The sequence below is a fragment of the Trichodesmium erythraeum IMS101 genome (genome assembly GCF_000014265.1).
GTDB lineage: Bacteria > Cyanobacteriota > Cyanobacteriia > Cyanobacteriales > Microcoleaceae > Trichodesmium > Trichodesmium erythraeum.
The window spans coordinates 2460272-2480698 of the sequence record NC_008312.1; the positions used below are offsets into that span (position 1 = coordinate 2460272).

Genomic DNA, 20427 nt, shown 5'->3' on the forward strand with positions numbered 1-20427 from the left:
ACATTACGGCTCAAATTTACGGCTCAAACAAGTCAGTATGTTTTGAGATTTATTTTCTTATTTATTGACTTAGTTTAATCTTACTAATTACTCAATTTTTAGCTAAACTCTTATATTGAGTTTTTTTTATCATAAACTAGAATTTTTATCAAATTTAAAAACTTATTGATTTTTAGTGGTACTCAGCAGGATATAAAATTAATTTTTGAGAAATGCGGGTAGTCCTTTGACCTGTATTAGATAACTTAGCATTTATCAAATAATTACAGTTCACAACCAAAATACTTCTAAGTATCAAAAAAGTACAAAGTCAAACTTGAAATGTCAAAGATAAAGAATTGATGTATAATCAAACATCAAGTTATAAAATAGCTGTAAAAAAATCAGATTAAAAAAGAGATAAGAGGAGATAGGGATACTAATGCTTATTGTTTTACCTTCTTCTCGTATTACGTATCCGATGCTATGAATACTCAATTTGTGCCCTTGATGAATCAACCTATTAAAATCTGAATTTGGCCAAACTCAAAATTATTTTTTTTAGTTAATAGTTAGGCGATCGCTATTTAGGTGTTAAATACTAGGTTTTAGGTTTTAGTTCTAAAAATTAATAAGTTGATAATATCTTACTACCAAATCTATTGATTTTGGCCCGTTAAATCTCGATAACTTTTTACTTCAATCATTTTCTATCTTTGCTATCTACCACTAAACCACCAAAGCTACTAACTATCTTTGCTATCTACCACTAAACAACTGAACCAGTAAGCTTAATAAAACTTAACATATTTGGCAGTACTAATGGTTAGTTAGCAAAACAATAACACTTAGTAAAACTATGTATTGAAAAAGAATAACTAAAAAATTCTCTGATAGCAGTCGAGGCTTTAAACCCAATTTTTCAGTAAATAATACTATTTCGGAAAAACTCTTCTATCTGTACTATTTATTGGGGGTAAAGATATTGCATAGATCATCGAGTTGGGTTGTGGGAGTAGGGAAATTGGATAAAGACATCCGGACAACTTAATAATAATTAATATACTCGGGGGAGTGCTAGCTACTAAAAAAGTTGTTTGGTCTGTATTAATTACTTAATAATTACAAAGTAACCTGACTGTAGCATTATTTTCAGGAATTGATGTAACAAAGTTTATTTTTACCCAGGATGACTAACATTGAAAAAAAGAAAAACTTAAAGTATGGTAGCCTGAAAGCTGTATAAAAATCCCTATACTCTAGCCCAAGACTAACAGATGAATTAATAAAAAAGCTCAGTGTGGAGTCAAGAAAGTGAAACAGCAAATTCAATTTAGTGGTGGACTTTTGACTGGAGTTGCGGCTATAATTATGGCCCAGACCCCAGCTTTTGCAGTAACCAAAATAACCCAAGTTAAGTTAAATTCAGTAGATGGAGGAATTAATATCCTCTTATCTACTAGTAATGGCGATCGCCCGGAAGTATTCTCAGTCAACAGAGATAACTCTTTTGTGGCAGACATAATTAATACTCAACTAACCCTACCCCAGGGCAATAAATTTCGGAAAGATAATCCAGCTCCTGGTATAGAATATGTAGAAGTAATACAGGTGGATGCTAATAGCGTGCGGGTAGTTATCCGAGGTACAGACAGTCCTCCTAGAGGTAGAATTATCCAAGGAGCAGGCCAAGGAATTATTCTTAGTGTGGCTGCTAGCTCAGGAGAAATAGCTCAAAGACCTCAACCTAATAGTTTTCCCCCTCCCGATCAAGTAGCACCTCCTCCCTTAGAACCCCCAAATTTACCTGTACAACCTGAAAGAAATTTAGCACCGCCAAGAGAAACAGTTAGAACCCAAGAAAAAGTATTATTACCAGATTCAGGACTAACTGGAGATGGTTTTCCTAATCTACCAGGACAACCATCCCCCAGTCAAGTACCACCTTTTTTGCCACGAGCAGTAGCACCACCAGTAGGAGATATAGCAATATCTAATATCAACCCTTCGGTAGAAGTTATAGATTTAAGTACCCAAGAAAAAATACCTCGTTTAGTATTGCGAGATGCTCCAGTTAGAGATGTTTTGGCTTTACTAGCTAGGGCAGCAGGATTAAACATTGCTTATAGTTCAGGTAAAGAAAAACAAGCAGGAGCAGAAGAGGAACAGACTATTTCTCTAGATATTGAGAATGAGCCAGTTCAAGATGTTTTTAATTATGTTTTACGTTTAAGCGGGTTAGAAGCAAACCGAGTAGGTAATACAATATTTGTGGGGCAAGAGTTACCAACACAAGCTAGAAATGTTGTGGTTCGTTCCTTCCGTCTAAACCAAGTTACTGCAAAAGCTGCAGCAGGTTTTTTAGTCAGTCTAGGAGCAGAAAGTGCCTCTGTAACAAGCAAAACTGTAACTGAAACTGACGAAGTTGAGATTGATGATAAGAAACTTAAAAAGACTAAAATCACTGAAGATACAGTTGTTGAGCCACTACGCTACGAGCCCAAAGATGCCCCCCCAATATTGAAAGGTTTACAAGTAGCGACTGATGATCGACTCAACAGTATTACCTTAGTTGGTTCGCCGCAAAAGGTAGAAATAGCAGCAGCCCAATTAATTCAATTAGATTTAAGACAACGGCAAGTAGCTGTAAATGTCAAAGTTATAGATATTAATTTAGTAGCGGAAGAAAATTTTAATAGTAGTTTTTCTTTTGGAGTGAATGACACTTTCTTTATTAACGATAATGGGGCAGCATCTCTAAATTTTGGCAGTCTCCAACCGGCTACTCGAGCACAGCAGACTACCAGTTTTCCTCTGGCTCGTCCTGTTACTGGTAACCCACTTGTTGGAGACCCTTTCTATGATAGCCAACGTAGCTTTGAGGTCCCATCAACGGGTTTCCCTAATGTTAATCAGGGTAGAGGTACTTTTCTCAGACCAATAGCTCCTACAACAGGGGAACCTACAAGAGTTGGTATTAGAGATTATACACCATCAGACGTAGGTGTTAATCCTACTAATGGACTATTAGACGTAACACCAGGAAATGCAGACTTTGGTTTGTTCCCCCAAATTTTGTATCCTAAAAGATTCCTCTCCCAGTTGCGGGCTACTATTGTAAGTGGTAATGCTAAAATTCTTACCGATCCAACTTTAGTGGTTCAAGAAGGGGAAGTAGCTAGTCTCAAACTTGTAAATAATATCGTCAGAAGTATTGACAGTAATTTTACAGATGATGGGGGTACGAGTCGAGAAACTAGAACTGTTCAGTTTGAAGATGTAGGTTTGAACCTCGTTATACAGGTGGAGAGAATAGACGATAATGGCTTCGTAACTGTAACGGTAAATCCAGAAGTAAGCTTTATTTCGGACAGGGTACGAACAGATGCTAATAATTCAAGTGAATTTGGTACAGAAATTGCCAGCCGTAAGGTACAATCTGGTAGAATTCGTCTACGGGATGGACAAACTCTAATTATTTCTGGCATTATTCAAGAGCAAGAAAGAACAGCAGTAACTAAGGTACCTCTTTTGGGAGATTTACCAATTATTGGTGCTCTCTTCCGCAGTAGTCAAAATCAAAATGAACGAGCAGAGACAATAGTGCTACTCACACCTCAAATACTCGATGATGGCGATCGCTCCTCTTGGGGCTACCGATATAACCCAAGCCCAGATGCTTTGCAAATGATGGAAAGGGGGCAGCCCAGACCACGCTAAAGTTAAATGTAAGGGATGGTCTATGTTGCTCAATTTGAACCATCTCATTTGACTTTATTTCCCAAAAAAACTAAGACGTCTTAGTTTTTAGTCACTATCTCAGGACACTAAACTCTAATGGTTAACTAATTTCTATTTTTGATTATATATTAGCAAACAGTTAAGGCTAAACAGCCTTGACTAAAGAACTGCTTCTAACTCAGTTAGTATGAATTTAGGTAAAACTTTTACTAAAAATTTAGTTTTAAAACCTCTATCATAAGCAAAAAAATTTATCCTTGTCTTTTTTTAGTTTATATGTTAGTTTAAACTACTATTTTTTCTCTAGCAAGGGTAGTCTGGGACAAAAAAACAGACAAACATTGTAAGGGTAACCCAACTCTTTAGTTGCCCTCGACTTAACTCCTAAGAAGCTGAGTGTAATGTTTTACTTATGAGAAAAACTAAGACGTCTTAGTTTATAGTCACTCTCTCAGGATACTAAACTCCAAAATTAACTGATAATCAATTTTTAGCTCTTAACTATAATGATAAGTTATTCATTCCCAAAATAAATATTAATATGTAGAGCTCAAGAAAATGAGTTTTGACACCCTACAAAAATCTAGAATCTAGTAAAAAAAAGTCCTTTAATCAATCAACAACAGTCTTGAGAGGCCAAAAATATCATTAAAAACTAAATAAAAACCAAAGAAGTCTAGAAATCTAGATAAATTTACATATTTCATGACTCCATATCACCCAAGTACAGATTAGAATAAACCAGTGAAAGCTAGACATTATAGGGTTTTCAGCAAAAATATTTAGATGTTATCCTTATTCCTGTTGGTTATTATTAGCAAGAGGATACGGGAAAGCATTATGATTCAAAGAGTCTGAGGTTTTTTTAAGAGAAAACAAAGGTTGAAGTTAATCAAAAAAAAGCCTAATAGTTGAAAACCTATTTATGGTATGTAAAGACCTGACATGCTTGAATTATGCATTTACTGATAACTAAACCCTGCTAGAATATCTTGTCCACTATAAAAAAAGGAGTATCTCAATGAACAAAGGTGAATTAGTTGATGAAATATCAAAAAAAGCTGAAGTCACGAAAAAGCAAGCCGATGCTGTACTAAGTGCAGCCCTAGAAGCTATAATGGATGCTGTGGCTAGCGGGGACAAAGTTACCTTAGTTGGTTTTGGTTCATTTGAATCTAGAGAACGTAAAGCCAGAGAGGGCCGTAATCCCAAAACAGGTGACAAAATGGAAATACCTGAAACTACAGTGCCTGCTTTTTCTGCGGGCAAATCTTTCAAAGAGTTAGTTGCCGAAAGAAACGGTAAATAATTATTATCCAGCTTTGAGTAAACCATTACACGGAGGAAACTTAGCTTGGGCGGCCACAGTAGCAGGTTGCCCGATGTCTGCTATTGTTGATTTCTCGGCTAGTATTAATCCTCTGGGGCTACCTGATTCTGCTATCCAAGCTATTCAAACTAATATCAGCAAACTTGGAGCTTATCCAGACCCTAATTATCAGGAATTAAAAAAGGCTCTTAGTTTGGCTCATCCTCCTCTGACTTCAGAGTGGATATTGCCTGGCAATGGTGCAGCCGAATTATTAACTTGGGCGGCCCTAGATTTATCAAAGCTGGAAGCTGTTTATTTACTAACTCCCGCTTTTGGTGACTATAGACGCGCTTTAAAAACTTTTACAGCTAATGTAATTGAATGTCCCCTAAAAGTTGGGGAATCGAAATTAACTGAATTACAAGAATTACAGATAGAAATTGACACAGATAAAGGACTACTGCTCAATAACCCTCATAATCCTACGGGATTATTGATGGAAGTGGAAACAATAGTCCCTTTTTTAGAAAAGTTTGGTTTAGTAGTGGTAGATGAAGCATTTATGGACTTTTTACCACCACCCCAAGCTCAAAGCTTGGTGCCACTGGTAACTAAATTTCATAATTTGGTTATTTTACGCTCTCTGACTAAATTTTACAGTTTACCTGGATTAAGGCTAGGTTATGCAATTTCTCATCCTGAACGCCTTCGGAAATGGCAAAAGTGGCGAGATCCTTGGCCTGTAAATACTTTAGCTATAGCTGCTGCCCAAGCAGTTCTAGAAGACCAAGTTTTTCAACAGCAAACTTGGGATTGGTTAGCAGATGCTCGTCCTCAACTGTTCCAAGGTTTGGCAGAGTTACCTGGTTTACAGCCATGTCCTGGTGCAGCTAACTTTTTATTAGTCCACTCGGAAAAGTCTGTTGATTGGCTACAGACAACATTACTGAAAAAGCATAGAATTTTAATTAGAGATGGGTCCAGTTTTCCAGAATTGGGCGATCGCTATTTTCGAGTTGCTGTTCGTACCCAAGAAGATAATCAAAAGTTAGTTGATGCTTTGGGACAAATTTTGAAGTAATTGAAATAAGTTTTAGGTAAGTAGGTAGGTATAAAGAAATCTGACAAATAAAAAAAATCGGAAAAAGAACTTAGAAGTAACTTTTTAAATGATTCTCACCTTGTGGGAATTGACCTTACTATTTGATAGATGATTAAACCTACTTATTAAGTAGGTTTTGAGTATTAGGTTAGTACCTAGGGATGCTTTGAGATTTTTAAGTTCAAAAATAGCTTAAAACTCAATAGGGACAAAGAAAAAAAATTATAGATTATGCTGGATTACGATGTAGTAATTGTAGGTGGAACAATAACAGGTATTTATGCAGCTATCACTGCAACAAAACTTCAAGGTCGTGTTGCTCTTATACAACCTCCTCCTACGGAAATAAATACAGTTACTTCCCCAATTTTTAGTAATACTCAAGGATTTAATCACAACAAAATTATCAGTAAAATAGCAAATTTTGTCGAACAAATACACCACAAAAAACAGTTTGGTATTTATGAGGGAACTGATGATTCTGGAGAAGTTTGGGTAAAGTTTCAAGAAGCTAAAAAGTATGCTGATTATGTAGTGAATAATCAATTAGCTAAATATGAACCAGAAGTTTTAGCAACTTTAGGAATAGACGTGATTTTTGGTGAGGGAAAGTTTGTCGATCGCCCAAAACTTGCTTTTGTTGTTAAAGGAAGACATCTACGCTCACGCAAATATTTATTAGCTACTCCATCTCAGCCTATAATACCAGCAATTCCTGGATTAATAAGTACTGGATTTATTACTCCCGAAGAAATTCAAGAACTATCAAAGGTTCCCGAAACTTTAGCTGTTATTGGTGGGGACCCCAGCGGAATAGAAATAGCACAAAGTTTTTCTCGCTTAGGAACTCAAGTAACTATAGTAGTCAAAAATTCTCATATTTTAGGTAAAGAAGATTCAGAAGCAGCATTTTTAGTTCAAGCTCAGTTAGAAGCTGAAGGTATTAGAATATTAACTCAAACAGAAGTATCTCAAGTGAGAAAAATTAAGAATAAAAAATGGATTTTAGCAAGAAATGAAGCTATAGAGGTAGATGAAATTATCTTGGCAGCAGGTAATAAAGCAAATCTGCAAACTTTAAATTTAGAAGCAGTAGGAGTCAAGTTTAATGGTCATAAATTGTTATTAAATAAAAAGCTACAAACTAGCAATTATCGAATTTATGGTTGTGGAGATTTAATGGGTGGATATTCATTTCGCCATGTTGCTAATTATGAAGCTAGAGTAGCAATAAAAAATATTCTCTATTTACCTATTTTTTCAGTTAATTATAGTGGTATTCCTTGGGCAATATTTTCAGATCCACAATTAGCAAGAGTTGGTTTAACTGAGCAACAAGCTAGACGACGTTATGGAGAAAATGTATTTGTTCATCGGCAATATCTCAAACATCAAGATTGGGCACAAATTTTAAATAAAACAACAGGATATTGTAAAATAGTAGGTCATAGTAATGGTAAAATTTTAGGTGTTTCAGTGGTAGGAAATCAAGCAAGTGAGATAATTCATGTGATGGCATTAGCTATTCGTGAAGGAATAACAATAGAAGCGATCGCTGACTTACCTCATATTTGGCCAACAGCATCAGAGATTAATGGTCAAACAGCAACAGTATGGTTAAGGCAAAAACGAGAGAATAATAAAATAGTTAAAGATTGTTTGTTAAATTTATTTCATTGGCGACGTTCCTTGATAGAATAGTTAGCTCAGGAGTTAGGAGTTAAGGTATTAAAGTGTAAGATTTAAATAGGGTAAATATCACAGGAATGATAGGATAAATAATATTGAAACTCTAATTTTTCTGAAATACTAAGGCATAACTTTTAAGGGTATTTCAAACTCCACAACTAATATTTTACCTTGCTATGCTTAAGGGACCTAAGTGTAGTCACAGTTTATAAACTATGCACAGGATATTAACAGGCCCATTACAAGTAGATCGCTTAACCCTAAAAATTAATGGGTTGCCTCAAAATTTACAAGGGACAAAACTCGTACAACTGTCAGACTTCCACTATGACAGAAAGCGACTATCTGAATGGTTACTTACTAGAGCGATCGCTATTACCAATAAAGTTGAACCAGATTTAATTTTACTGACAGGAGATTTTATCACTGATGAACCTACACCTGTAGATGATCTGGTATTGCGGTTGAAAGATCTTAAAAGTCGCGCTGGAGTTTATGCTGTCCTTGGTAATCATGATGAAGAATATCCAGGTGCTAGGGATAAAGTTATAGAAGCTTTTACTCGTGTTGAGATTCCCATTCTACTGAACCAAGTCGTTTATCCTCTGGGTTCAGGTTTAGCCTTAGTGGGGTTAGAAGATTATTGGTCTGCTAACTTCCAACCATTTCCAGTCATAGAGTCTATAAATAAAACAGTTCCTCGGATTGTTTTATCTCACAATCCCGACACAGCTAAAGTATTACAAAAATGGCGTATTGATCTACAGCTATCAGGTCATACTCATGGAGGTCAGATTAGACTACCATATCTCGGACCTCTAGCTCAGTTTAGAGAACCTATTCGTAAATTAATCCCCAAATTTCTACAGCCTGTTGTACCATTTATCGGAAAATGTGAGAAAATAGTTAAGTATTGGGAATGGTCTCAGGGATTGCATCAAATTGGAAATAACTTTTTATATGTGAATCGTGGTTTAGGAACTTATTTTCCAGGGAGATTATTTTGTCCTCCAGAAGTGACAATAATCACGTTAGTAACTAATTATTAAGGTTTGTAACTATTGTCTATAATTTTGACCTAGAGATCTCCAAAATCAAAAATCATTACAAATTATAGTAGTTAACTATTTAAATACAATCCCAATTTGAATCAACTTTCACAAATATCAATATATCAATGACTATATAACTATATGAGCATATAAAGTTGCAAAATGCTATGAATTTTAGAGTTTTTTATTCTAAAAAAGAGTGCTAAAAATAAAAAAAAATGGGTAAAATATATGCAGTATATATATTTCAGCTAATTACTATAGGTGCAAAAGTCAAATGAAAGAAATAACTTTAGTGGCCATGCCCTCTTTTTTCCATATAAGTTAGTATCGCCTTAGTCATATATTTAAAATATTCATATTACAAAACAGGTGTTAGATACTATTATAAAAGCAACTTCAAGAGGCATATAATTTTGGTATTTTGTGCTGATAAACTTATCATTTTTTTGCATTGCTTAAGTGGGGGTAGAAGTAGTGGTTGGGTTAACAAAACTTTAGAGGTATTTCGTAGATCTATCTCTGAGAATTTTGTGGTATTGGTTAAATAAAAAAAAATTGAAGTATTTGCCCCTAATAAAGAGAATTGAGGATAGGTTTAGGTTGACAATTTGCTAAAGTCTTATTAATAGATTATTTGGTTATATTGCCTTGTAAGATATAAATATTTAAACCAATTATTAACTACTAAATACTGAAATTATATGTTAAGATTAGAAGCTTTGATACTTTTCACCGTATTATGTGGATTTTTCGGCATTATATTTAAGAAAAATTTGGTGATGAAAGTCATGTCAATGGATATTATGAGTACAGGGGTTATTGCTTATTATGTGTTGGTGGCATCACGAGATGGTGTATTCACTCCTATTATAAGTGAAAGGGAAAATGTTGTTGCTTATTCGGATCCTGTGCCTCAAGCGGTTATATTAACTGCCATTGTTATTGGTTTTTCAATTCAAGCTTTAATGCTGGTGGGTGTGATCAAGTTGTCAAAGGATAATCCTACTCTAGAAGCTAATGTGATCGAAAAAAACAATCTGCCATAACAATTGATAACTAAAGTGACCAATATGACAATTGCTTGGATGGCGTTGCCATTTTTTTGTGGGGTTAGTTATCTATCTACATATCCAAACTTTATGGCTTTTTAGTATCAGCAGTAGGATCATTGCTGTATGCTAAGTATGTCTTGATGATATCAGTATTATCAAGCTAAAGTACAGTTAAGAAAAAAAAAAGAAGGAAAAAACTTAAATGAGATGAAATAGGGCTATACAGTTATCGGATTTACTATTTTCCATCAAGAAAAACTATACTCAGTAGACTCTGAAAGGATTGGCTGAAATCTATCTTTTTTTTCTTAATGTATGACTTTTAAATGCATTATTTTTGACTTTTATGTTTTATGGCTAATTTGACAGTTGCCTGGATGGCATTACAATTTTGTGTTGGTTTCATTATCTATTTACTACCCAAATGTTCTCGCTTTCTGGCACTGGGAGTAGCATTGCTTTCTGTTAACTATGCTTTGATAATATTTGCAGACCCATCGTTTCTTTTAGAAATAAAGTTACTTGATAATTTTGGTGTAACTTTAACTATTGACCAAATAGGTGGCTTTTTTATTATCACTAATGCTCTAGTAACAACAGCAGTAATATTTTACTGTTGGGATAGCAATAAAACAGCTTTTTTCTATATGCAATTAACGATTTTGCATGCTAGTGTTAATGCTACTTTTATTTGTACAGATTTTATTAGTTTGTATGTAGCTTTGGAAGTAATTACTATTGCTTCATTTCTACTGATAACTTATAGTCGTACCGATAGGTCTATTTGGGTAGGGTTACGCTATTTGTTTGTGGGTAATACAGGAATGCTGTTTTATCTTTTAGGGGCAGTTTTAGTATATCAAGCACATCATTCCTTTGGTTTTGAAGGTCTGCGGGGTGCGCCTCCAGAAGCTATTGCGGTGATATTTTTGGGATTATTGATAAAAGGTGGTATATTTGTATCTGGGTTATGGTTGCCCTTAACTCATTCTGAGTCAGAGAGTCCGGTATCGGCAATATTGTCAGGAGTGGTAGTCAAGGCAGGAGTTTTTCCATTAGTGCGTTGTGCGCTAATTGTAGAAGAAATAGAGCCGATAGTTAGACTTTTTGGAATAGGTACGGCCCTTTTAGGAGTTAGTTTTGCCATATTGGAAAAAGATACTAAGCGTATGCTGGCATTTCACACTATTTCTCAGTTGGGTTTTATACTTGCTGCCCCAGTAGTAGGAGGTTTCTATGCTTTGAGTCACGGTTTGGTTAAATCTGCTTTGTTTTTAATTTCAGGAGTTTTGCCTAGTCGTAATTTTAAGGAATTACAGAATCATCCTATTGATAATAGAATTTGGGTAATTTTAGCGATCGCTAGTTTTTCTATTTCTGGTTGTCCATTACTTGCTGGTTTTGAAGCCAAGGTATTAACCTCGAAAAATTTATTATCCTGGGAGGTTATTGCTATCAATATTGCAGCAGTAGGAACGGCAATTTCTTTTGCTAAATTCATTTTTCTGCCTCACCAGAAAAATGAGGAACCAATCAAAGTTAATTTGAGTTTTTGGTTTGCGATAGTACCATTGATCGGTGGTTTGATAGTGGCAAATGGTTTTTATTCTGAAGCTTACAACATTGAAAATATTACTAAAGCATTGATAACTATAACTATTGGTTGGGTAATATATATATGTATTTTTCAGAAATTGGCGATTAAGTTACCAAGGTCGATGGAAGAATTTGACCATCTGATTGGGTTTATGAGCCTAATGTTAATTTTACTATTCTGGATGATATGGACGCAACTGCCCTTTTTAACATAATATTACGACTGGCAATTTGGTTTTTACTCACCACCGACTTAAGTTGGGAAAATACGATTATTGGTGTTAGTGTTGCTTGTTTATTGCCCCATAAAAAAACATCTCTGGGATTATTAAGTGATTGGCTGCGAGTCATATGGGAAATTATCGTCGCCATTCCTCAATCTTATATTGAAGCAATACAAATGATGCTTCATCCCCATGATGAAGAAGTTGTGGTTTGGGAACATCTTAAAACACAACGAACACCTCAATTGATTTTTCTAGATATATTTTTGATTACCTTTACTCCCAAAACTATTGTCTTTAAATATAACGAAGGGGGGTGGTATGAAGTACACCGAGTGAAACCGAAGAGAAAAAAATGAAGTATATTTTAATTGTTATGAGTTTGTCTGTGCTCATACCCATTTATGAAGCCTGGCAGGATGACGATATTTGGCAGAAAATGCTGGCTTTTAGTAGTATTGCTACTAAAACCTCTATTATGATATTAGTTGTGTCGGTTTTACGCAATGATTGGTCTATTGGGGTAGTTGCAGTAATTATTTTGGCTGTAGGTAATGCGGCATTAATGCTACTAGCACATTTAATTAAAAGTTTAAACAAGGTATGATTGACATTTTAAGTTATGGTTTAATAGTTGTGGGAGTGTTCTTCTGGTTTTGGGGAACATTTCCTCTAGTTGGTCACAGATCGGTTTTATATAAGCTCCATAGTTTGTCGGTGGCTGATACCCTGGGTTCAATAAGTATTGTTGTGGGTTTACTCCTGAAAATACCTAGAGAATGGCCTTTATTGCTATTAGCAATTATTACTTTGGCGATTTGGAATACACTTTTAGGATACATTTTGGCATATTGTTCTAGTGTTGATACCGATATTGAAAGTTAAAAGATAGATGTCTATTATTCTGTTCGGTTGAATGCTTATAATTAAGCTTGTAGTTTTGTTGTAGCTTCTCAAATATTTATAGCCGGGCTAAAGCCTAGGACAGAAAAAGGCTTATAGTAGCTCTTCTGGAGGATGCATATAATATTTCTTAATGATTATTTCTTGACTAATACCAATGAATGATATTGATATTGATATTTATGTTTATGTTATCATCGGGCTTTTACCATTGGCCGCCTTGATACTGGTACTTCAAGTTAATCCTTATAATGGTCTTATTATCCGAGCCATTTTAGGAGAAATAGCAGCATTAGTTTATGCACTTTTGGGTGCTGCGGATGTAGCTTTAACGGAAGCTTTAGTTGCAACAATGTTAGCTGTCAGCCTTTATGTGATTACAGTTCGTTCTTCTTTAGTAATGCGTTTGGGAATACTTAAAGAAGTTGAGGCAGAAACAGAAAGTTATATGAAGGAAGTTGTCGATAATATGAGAAAAATTATTGATAAATATCATTTGCGTTTGGAATTAGTCGAATATCCAACTCAACAAGCTTTAGAAGGAGGGTTACGATCCAAAGAAGTTCATACTATTTTTGGCAAACCAGATGAATTAAAACTAGAGGGCAAACAAACTTATCAGACTACTACTAGAGTGTATCGTCTATTTGAAATTATGGAAAAGGAACTAACTTTATCAGAAACAACTGTGAGATATATAAATGTCAGTAACTTGGAGGAAAAAGATTAATGAAATTGGTTTATTTTTTAGCGGGAGTAGCATTGTTTATAACAGTGCTATTTATACCTAACCCAATGGGAGAATGGGATAGAATACCTATTGTTGAATCAATAGTCGCGGATAGTGGAGTAGCTAATGCAGTTTCTGGCATCATTTTTAGAAATCGACTTTATGACACGGTTTTTGAGGTGATAGTATTTACGATAGCTATCTTGGGTGTTCGTTTTTTATTGTCAGACGAAGAACCTACCGATAATTTTTATAGATTAAGCGATCCCACATCCAGAGTTTTAGCACGTTTAGGAGCGACTATTGCGGCGATGGTGAGTATTGAGTTATCAATTCGGGGGCATCTGAGTCCGGGGGGTGGTTTTGCTGCAGGGATAGCAGGAGGAACTGCTATTGGTTTAGTTGCTATGACTTCATCACCGGATAAGATGGAAAAGATATATCAGAGATGGAATGCTGCTATCTGGGAAAAAGTTTCAGTTTTAGTATTCATAATATTGGCAGGGATAACTATGATGGGATGGGAATTACCTCAAGGAACATTAGGAGATTTATTTAGTGGAGGAATTGTTCCGATACTGAATTTTTTGGTGGCTATAAAAGTGGCATTGGGTTCGTGGGCGGTTATTTTATTGTTTATTCGTTATCGGGGGTTGTTGTGAGGGTGTGAGGTGGATGGAGTGATGGGATGATGGGGCGGTAGCATATAGTTTTTATAGTTTGATGGTTATAGTCATAAAAATACTAATAATTTTGATTTTTTATAGGTATACTAAGTTGCTTTTGATGCTGCTATAAAAGATTTTTTAAACTTTAATGATTTTATTCTGATTATGTTTGTTCTAATTTAGCATAGCATGGAGGAGAAAAGGTGCTCAAGGTTTATTTTTATGAAGATTGAATGACGCTGAGGTTGAAGCATCAGCAAGTCTAGTTTGGCTAAAGTTTGCAGTAAATGTATATGTTTGGATATAGAAATATAAATAAAAATCTACAGTTAATATAACTAAATCTTTTTGAATATATTTTTGTAGGAATTTAGCTGAATGCTTAAATTTGTATGTGATTTCCTTGAAGTATATTAATACTACCTTCTAAATAGAAAAATTATAAATAGAAACTGTCTTTATTTCCCCTGTTTCTTAAAGTTAGGGAATCCGTATTTGGGAATATTTAAAAAGTTTTTTAATGCTCTCTGTCAATCTCTTAATGCTTGCTAAGGGAAAAATTTTACTTCATAAAACCAGAGACTTTGACTTTTAACTTCAGCAAACAAGGGGAAAATTTTACTTCATAAAACCAGAGACTTTGACTTTCTTTTAACTTCAGCAAACAAACGATTATGGAAAGTGATAGCACTAAGTCGCTTCTTGTTTGTTTGCACTCTTTGATACAAGTTTATAATTCCCATTTATAAATATGACGGGGAACTGCAGGGTGTTTTACCAGTATTGTTTTTTGTTGATTGTTAAGTTTTAACTTAGTTTCAAAGCTTTGATACAACATTTTTTATTTATTGAACAATTTGTTTATTTTTGTGGCTCCGAAAACTATATAATTTAGCTGAAAAGACTGTAATTATTTCCAACACATTATTAGCTAAATTTTATTCAAAAGTTGATTTTTTTGAGGGATTAATTATGAATAATTTACCTAAAAAATTGGTTGCCTTTTGTACACTTAATAAATTACTCATACTCTTATGAAATCCCTATATTATGTTTGATTTTCAATTAGTGTAGTTAACTTTTTTTCAACTGTTAAATTTCCCGGATAACATTGAAGTAGTGACGTTGTATGCAACGTCACTAAAGGGTGGTTCCGTGTAACACTATTAAATAAAAAAAAGATAAATATTGCCCCACAAAACCCTAGTTAATTAATGCTCAAAAATATCCTTATATTGCAACAAATCTAATCCTACAAATACGGGTAAACATTCAAAACATTGCTGTGCTAACTCCCACCTTTCTTCACGTTTCAATATTTTACTTAACTTCTCCCTGACGCTCAATAAATATCGCACATCGTTAGCAGCATAATTCAATTGTTTTTCTGTTAAATTCTCTGCATTTCCCCAGTCAGAACTTTGGGAAGATTTATCTAACTCTACTTTTTCTAACTCCATTACTAAATCTTTTAAACCATGTTTACCTGTATAAGTTCGTGCTAATTTACTGGAAATTTTGGTACAGAAAATTGGGGAAACTTTAATACCTAAATAATGTTGCAACATTGCTACATCAAATCTAGCAAAATGAAATACTTTAACTATGCTATTTGCCTCCATTAATTGTTTTAAATTTGGTGCTTCTTGTTGCCCCTTATGAATACGAATTGCTGTAACTTGGCCAAGAGGGTCACATAACTGGACTAAACATAAGCGATCGCGCCTTGGTAATAACCCCATTGTTTCTGTATCTACTGCCATACTATCAGCTTGCAAATAATTAGATAATATGTCCTTGGTTAAATCGCGATCGCATACTTGAAAATCACTCATTACTCACCTGATAATTACTAAATAATTACTAATATTTTTTCAGACTTAGTAATTATACCTTGACGGGATAATAAGTATTAAAGTATTAATTGTTAGGTGTTAGGTTTTAGGTTTTAGATATGTGGAGGGGAATTAGTTAGGGAGGTTGAATGGAACTTTCCTAAAAAGAAGCAAACATAAAAATATTTAACATACTCCTAGCTAATAATTATCAAAATGTTATTGTTATAGTTTATTAATTACTTAGTAAGTATAGCTATTGTTTATATAACTATAACTAAATACTTTAGGGCTTTTCCCTATTGCCTATTGCCTTATCGACAAAATCTAAAAATATTAAGTATTTCTGTAGAAAAAAATACTTGCTTAAATTATTGAATTTCATTTAAAGAATTTATTAGTCATCTTAATTTTTTATAGAGAAACTATTATTATGAATGATATTTTTGGAGAATCTAGTAACTTTAAACCAGAGTTTACTAACCCAATGTTAGCTGGAATAGTTGATAATGAGATTATCGCTTCTTCTTTTAACATTATTAAATTTAAAAGCACAGCAACTTTTGCTAAAACTTCAGATGAGACTTACCCGATAGTTAATAGAGACGAGAAGCTACAACTTCACAATAATAAAGGGGAAAATAATACTGACAACACTCACTAGGACTGGGATGGTGTGGCGGTGGAGTTAGTTTCAGTAGCTGGTTATCGTTTCTTACTCCAAGGTAAAAATGCCTTGAGTGGTAAAGCTTATGTCTGGAATACAAATTCTTAAGGTGTGATTAATAGGGGTTCTGGTTGGTTGGGAGGAGATCATTTGTTGCCCCTAAAAGAAGAGTTTAATATTGACCTGAATAATGATGGGAATATCTGTTTAGAGGAGTTCATAACTGTCACAGCTTTCAACGGGGGAACAGTCTAGAAACAGAAAAAAGCTACTACATTGACTGGGAGGATAATATTAGGGAGAATGTTCGTATCTATTTGTAGAAGAATGATGTATTTGATAGTATGATCTCTAACTCAACTCCTAGTGATAGCAGTTATACTTTGAGAGTGGGGACAAGTTTAGCTACTGCTAGTGATTACCAAGTGGCAATTCAGAGTATTGTTGACAGTGACCTTTTTGACTACAGCTTTGACTACAGCGACAGCAAGTTAACTATTGAAGCAGATGATTCAAATTCTGATAAATATTACTTCACCTACTTTTAGGATCTATGCGACTCCTATTATGGTTTTTTGTAGGAAAAACTAGGAACATATTCTTTAAGTGACTCATTGCTTAAGGTTCGGCTGTTTCTCAAACCGAAAATTTTATAAGCTTCCCCAAATCATTTCTGGGATTTAAATTTAGGGAGATCAGCAAAAATTTATCAATAAAAAACAACTGATTTACTATCAACAAGTTTATTAGGGTTTGAGGGAGTAAGTTAGCTATAGAAGGACCTGATACTGACACGATCGCTAACTTACTCCATTCTGCTGACCTAATTTGTAGAAAACTATATAGGGTAAAATTTATAGCTGTTTTTGCAAAGTATTCCCTAAAAATTTAAGCGGACGGTGAGTCATTATACACCAGTAATGGTCGCGAACAGACATGGGGTCTTAAGAGTGGTGTAGGTAGTAAAATGATATTGGCGATGTTTACGTTTATGACTACTACGATGAGAACTATACTGGTGAAACTTATGAACTATTCTGGGGGGCTTCGGGATTTGCATCAGGTAAAAATCTGTTAGGTAGGGAGTCTGACGAAATCTTGGGTTCCTTGGTTCTGAGTATTTTGACCCCTATAATGAAGCTGATGGTTAAATTTAGAGATTAATTTTTCTTGTGCTAAATTCAGAGGAACATTATTCGGAGTTGTTGATAGGTGGCTGTGATTTTTGGGACAGGGGCGATAGCCTCACAAAGCGATCGCTCCTCCCAAACTAACCATATTTAAGGACAGATCGCCTGCCAATATTAGAACAACGATCGCCCCACCAACAACCCATCAGTTACTAACCTCACCCACCGAACCCACTATCAACCTGATACGACTAAAGTCTTGATTACAAAAAAGCGATCGCCTTTCCCTACTTCTTCTAAATGAAAATCAACCCACTTTGAAGATCCAACACCGTGACTCCAACAACAATAGCTATTAAATCTTCATCCACAAAAATTCCTGTACCTTGATCCGTACCTACAGAAGCAGGTCCTAAAACAATTCCATCACCACCAAATACAATCATCTTATCACTTTCCAAATTATTCAAATCAGTAACTACTGCATAATCACTACTACCAGCAAAACTGTAAAAAGCAACATTGCTATTACCCAAAACAAAGGTATCAGTTCCCTCGCTACCAATCAAAAAATCAATCTCATTTTCTCCAGACTTAAGACTTGTACCAATAATAAAATCATTACCCAACTGCCCAATAATAGTATCATTGTTCATATCTCCATTGAGAGTATCATTCCCCCCACCACCAAATATTAAATCATCATCCTTACCACCAAATATTAAATCATCACCGTCTCCTCCACTCAACTGATCATTACCCAATTCTCCTAAGAGAAAATCTAAATCAAAACCACCATCAACTATATCATCACCTTTTCCTCCACGAATAGTATCATCACCTGAGTTACTCTCCAGACAGTCATTTCCTTGATTACCGAAAATACTATCATTCCCTTCATTACCAAAAATACTATCATTCCCTTCATTGCCAAAAATACTATCATTCCCTTCATTGCCAAAAATACTATCATTCTCTTCATTGCCAAAAATACTATCATTCCCTTCATTACCAAAAATACTATCATTCCCTTCATTGCCAACAACACTATCATTCCCGAACCCACCTTCTAGGCGATCGCTATTTTCATTGCCCCAAATATTGTCATCTCCGAACCCGCCTTTTATGCGATCGCTATCTTCATTGCCCCAAATACTGTCATTTCCGGGCCCACCTTCTAAGCGATCGCTATCTTCATTGCCCCAAATACTGTCATTACCAACATTGCCAAAAATACTATCACTGCCCACATTACCGTAGAGACCATCATCACCGCTCCCCCCATCTATTTCATCACTACCTGTATTACCCCGGATAGTATCATTGTCTTCACCACCACCGAGAATATCATCATCCTCATTCCCCAAAATACTATCATTACCATCTTGGCCATCAATAGTATCTATTCCGACATTGCCAAAAATAATATCATCATCTATACCCCCAACAATACTATCACTCCCCGAATTGCCAAACAGACTATCATTACCATCTTGACCATCAATAGTATCATTGCCACCAAAGCCAAAAACAGTATCACTGTTAAAAGTACCTTGAATAAATTGAGTACTATTATTACCAATAATTGAACCGGGTGGAAATTCACCATCAGGGAGAAAAGGAGGTTGAGTCGGAATATTTACACCATCTATAATCCTAGAACTATTAACATCAATTCTACCATTTTCTAAGGTAACAGAACCAGAAATTGCAATAATTTGATTTGGTTGTAAACCTAATCCTATAGCATTAAATTCATCTAATAAATTAACAAAGTATATTTGACCATTTGAGTTGAGAATAAATTGACTATCATTAACCACAAAACCAACAGTTCCAGAAATAGTTTGTATACCAAAAATTGGTAGTGGTGGTCTTGTACCATCCTGATTAATTAGAATTGTATTAATTAGGTTAAATCGGTTATTTTCTATATTGAGAAAACCTGTAACTCTAACTGACTTACCAACCTGTAAACCCAAGATCGAAGTATTTAGTTCATCTATAAGGTCAACAAAGAAGTTTTGACCATTATCTGCCCTCAGAATAAAAGTATCGTTACCAGTAATAGAAAATATTGTTCCTGCTATTTCTGTGAATGTTAATTCTAACTGGGAGATGGTTGTAATGCTTGTCATTTCGGTTATCAGTTATTATTTATCAGTAACTCAGACTAAATCGAAGGTAATAAAATTAAAAAGTTCCTTTTTTATCCCCTTAAAACCCTTAAAAATAGAAGCTATTGATATGATGTATTTATCATAGTACCAAGGGTGAAAAAAGAATGTTACAAATAATCTGGGTAATCAAGAATAATTTAATTATATTTCTCTTTAACGATAAATGGATATTTAAACTAACCAATATAATGATATTTAAACTGTTTATTCTAACTCCTCAGTGCTATCTCCAGACTCAATAGTGGTGTCCTAAATATTTATAGCAAAAATTTATATTTCTAGTACTATTTATTATTTTATTTAACCTTATTATAAAAAAATTGTAGGGAATTATTATGAAACTTGCCTACTACTTTTATGAGAATATATTTTGTAGATGTCAAACTAGAATTAAATGTTTTATTTCATCTACTATCAAATGATAGTTCATTATTGTAGAGTGCATATTTACGTCTAAAAATTAAGTTTTGAAAGGTATTTTACAATCTGTCCTAACCCACTATTTTAATTATGTTAATCTACTACTATTTTGATTAATATAATTAGATATACAATCTTTTTTCC

General features: G+C 34.4%; 17 protein-coding genes. 15 read left to right on the forward strand and 2 right to left on the reverse strand.

What is annotated here, in order from left to right:
- Positions 1-1293: 1293 nt before the first annotated feature.
- From TERY_RS07470 to TERY_RS07525, 12 genes are all read left to right on the forward strand, one after another.
- Entirely contained in the window at positions 1294-3699 is a 2406-nt protein-coding gene (locus TERY_RS07470; protein ID WP_011611263.1) for an AMIN domain-containing protein, read from the forward strand.
- Between the two features lie 1042 nt (positions 3700-4741).
- On the forward strand, positions 4742-5029 hold the full coding sequence (locus tag TERY_RS07475; RefSeq protein ID WP_011611264.1) for an HU family DNA-binding protein: 288 nt from the start codon (positions 4742-4744) through the stop codon (positions 5027-5029).
- A 13-nt stretch (positions 5030-5042) separates the two neighbouring features.
- Entirely contained in the window at positions 5043-6113 is a 1071-nt protein-coding gene (gene cobD, locus TERY_RS07480) for a threonine-phosphate decarboxylase CobD (RefSeq protein ID WP_044137258.1), read from the forward strand.
- 252 nt (positions 6114-6365) lie between these two features.
- Positions 6366-7835, forward strand: coding sequence for an FAD-dependent oxidoreductase (locus tag TERY_RS07485; protein WP_011611266.1), 1470 nt, complete (start codon positions 6366-6368; stop codon positions 7833-7835).
- A gap of 203 nt (positions 7836-8038) precedes the next feature.
- Entirely contained in the window at positions 8039-8872 is an 834-nt protein-coding gene (locus TERY_RS07490) for a metallophosphoesterase (protein ID WP_011611267.1), read from the forward strand.
- Positions 8873-9579: 707 nt separating this feature from the next.
- Positions 9580-9924, forward strand: a complete 345-nt coding sequence (locus tag TERY_RS07495; protein WP_011611268.1) for an NADH-quinone oxidoreductase subunit K — start codon at positions 9580-9582, stop codon at positions 9922-9924.
- Positions 9925-10283: 359 nt separating this feature from the next.
- Positions 10284-11741 carry a proton-conducting transporter membrane subunit gene (locus TERY_RS07500; protein ID WP_011611269.1) on the forward strand — a complete coding sequence of 486 codons (1458 nt, stop codon included), beginning with the start codon at positions 10284-10286 and terminating at the stop codon, positions 11739-11741.
- Positions 11714-12109 carry a hypothetical protein gene (locus TERY_RS07505; protein ID WP_011611270.1) on the forward strand — a complete coding sequence of 132 codons (396 nt, stop codon included), beginning with the start codon at positions 11714-11716 and terminating at the stop codon, positions 12107-12109. The genes TERY_RS07500 and TERY_RS07505 overlap by 28 nt, the downstream gene beginning before the upstream one ends.
- Positions 12106-12357, forward strand: a complete 252-nt coding sequence (locus tag TERY_RS07510; RefSeq protein ID WP_011611271.1) for a hypothetical protein — start codon at positions 12106-12108, stop codon at positions 12355-12357. Before TERY_RS07505 ends, TERY_RS07510 begins: the two co-directional genes overlap by 4 nt.
- A complete protein-coding gene (locus tag TERY_RS07515) occupies positions 12354-12635 on the forward strand; it encodes a monovalent cation/H(+) antiporter subunit G (protein ID WP_011611272.1) in 282 nt (93 codons plus the stop codon). Before TERY_RS07510 ends, TERY_RS07515 begins: the two co-directional genes overlap by 4 nt.
- A gap of 175 nt (positions 12636-12810) precedes the next feature.
- Entirely contained in the window at positions 12811-13383 is a 573-nt protein-coding gene (locus TERY_RS07520; RefSeq protein ID WP_011611273.1) for a hydrogenase subunit MbhD domain-containing protein, read from the forward strand.
- Positions 13383-14045, forward strand: a complete 663-nt coding sequence (locus TERY_RS07525) for an MnhB domain-containing protein (protein WP_011611274.1) — start codon at positions 13383-13385, stop codon at positions 14043-14045. Before TERY_RS07520 ends, TERY_RS07525 begins: the two co-directional genes overlap by 1 nt.
- Positions 14046-15262: 1217 nt before the next feature.
- On the opposite strand, the gene TERY_RS07530 is transcribed toward TERY_RS07525, so the two are convergent.
- The gene (locus tag TERY_RS07530; RefSeq protein WP_011611275.1) at positions 15263-15886 is read right to left on the reverse strand and encodes a ribonuclease H-like domain-containing protein; all 624 of its coding nucleotides are present in this window, start codon (positions 15884-15886) and stop codon (positions 15263-15265) included.
- A gap of 433 nt (positions 15887-16319) precedes the next feature.
- Between TERY_RS07530 and TERY_RS07535 the strand changes: the two genes are divergently transcribed.
- The 3 genes from TERY_RS07535 to TERY_RS07540 all read left to right on the forward strand — a co-directional run bounded on the left by TERY_RS07535 (position 16320) and on the right by TERY_RS07540 (position 17101).
- The gene (locus TERY_RS07535; RefSeq protein WP_044136559.1) at positions 16320-16550 is read left to right on the forward strand and encodes a hypothetical protein; all 231 of its coding nucleotides are present in this window, start codon (positions 16320-16322) and stop codon (positions 16548-16550) included.
- A 114-nt stretch (positions 16551-16664) separates the two neighbouring features.
- Positions 16665-16808 (forward strand): hypothetical protein, encoded by a 144-nt coding sequence (locus tag TERY_RS32645; protein WP_155994355.1) that lies wholly within the window; start codon positions 16665-16667, stop codon positions 16806-16808.
- 89 nt (positions 16809-16897) lie between these two features.
- The gene (locus TERY_RS07540; protein ID WP_044136560.1) at positions 16898-17101 is read left to right on the forward strand and encodes a hypothetical protein; all 204 of its coding nucleotides are present in this window, start codon (positions 16898-16900) and stop codon (positions 17099-17101) included.
- A gap of 878 nt (positions 17102-17979) precedes the next feature.
- On the opposite strand, the gene TERY_RS24980 is transcribed toward TERY_RS07540, so the two are convergent.
- On the reverse strand, positions 17980-19821 hold the full coding sequence (locus TERY_RS24980; protein ID WP_011611276.1) for a calcium-binding protein: 1842 nt from the start codon (positions 19819-19821) through the stop codon (positions 17980-17982).
- Between the last annotated feature and the right edge of the window lie 606 nt (positions 19822-20427).

Excerpts from the sequence above, each read along its gene's own strand:
- TERY_RS07475 (WP_011611264.1), top strand. The coding sequence starts at position 4,742 with ATGAACAAAGGTGAATTAGTTGATGAAATATCAAAAAAAGCTGAAGTC.
- TERY_RS07485 (WP_011611266.1), top strand. The coding sequence starts at position 6,366 with ATGCTGGATTACGATGTAGTAATTGTAGGTGGAACAATAACAGGTATT.
- TERY_RS07490 (WP_011611267.1), top strand. The coding sequence starts at position 8,039 with ATGCACAGGATATTAACAGGCCCATTACAAGTAGATCGCTTAACCCTA.
- TERY_RS07495 (WP_011611268.1), top strand. The coding sequence starts at position 9,580 with ATGTTAAGATTAGAAGCTTTGATACTTTTCACCGTATTATGTGGATTT.
- TERY_RS07500 (WP_011611269.1), top strand. The coding sequence starts at position 10,284 with ATGGCTAATTTGACAGTTGCCTGGATGGCATTACAATTTTGTGTTGGT.
- TERY_RS07505 (WP_011611270.1), top strand. The coding sequence starts at position 11,714 with ATGGACGCAACTGCCCTTTTTAACATAATATTACGACTGGCAATTTGG.
- TERY_RS07510 (WP_011611271.1), top strand. The coding sequence starts at position 12,106 with ATGAAGTATATTTTAATTGTTATGAGTTTGTCTGTGCTCATACCCATT.
- TERY_RS07515 (WP_011611272.1), top strand. The coding sequence starts at position 12,354 with ATGATTGACATTTTAAGTTATGGTTTAATAGTTGTGGGAGTGTTCTTC.
- TERY_RS07520 (WP_011611273.1), top strand. The coding sequence starts at position 12,811 with ATGAATGATATTGATATTGATATTTATGTTTATGTTATCATCGGGCTT.
- TERY_RS07525 (WP_011611274.1), top strand. The coding sequence starts at position 13,383 with ATGAAATTGGTTTATTTTTTAGCGGGAGTAGCATTGTTTATAACAGTG.
- TERY_RS07530 (WP_011611275.1), bottom strand. The coding sequence starts at position 15,886 with ATGAGTGATTTTCAAGTATGCGATCGCGATTTAACCAAGGACATATTA.
- TERY_RS07535 (WP_044136559.1), top strand. The coding sequence starts at position 16,320 with ATGAATGATATTTTTGGAGAATCTAGTAACTTTAAACCAGAGTTTACT.
- TERY_RS07540 (WP_044136560.1), top strand. The coding sequence starts at position 16,898 with ATGATCTCTAACTCAACTCCTAGTGATAGCAGTTATACTTTGAGAGTG.
- TERY_RS24980 (WP_011611276.1), bottom strand. The coding sequence starts at position 19,821 with ATGACAAGCATTACAACCATCTCCCAGTTAGAATTAACATTCACAGAA.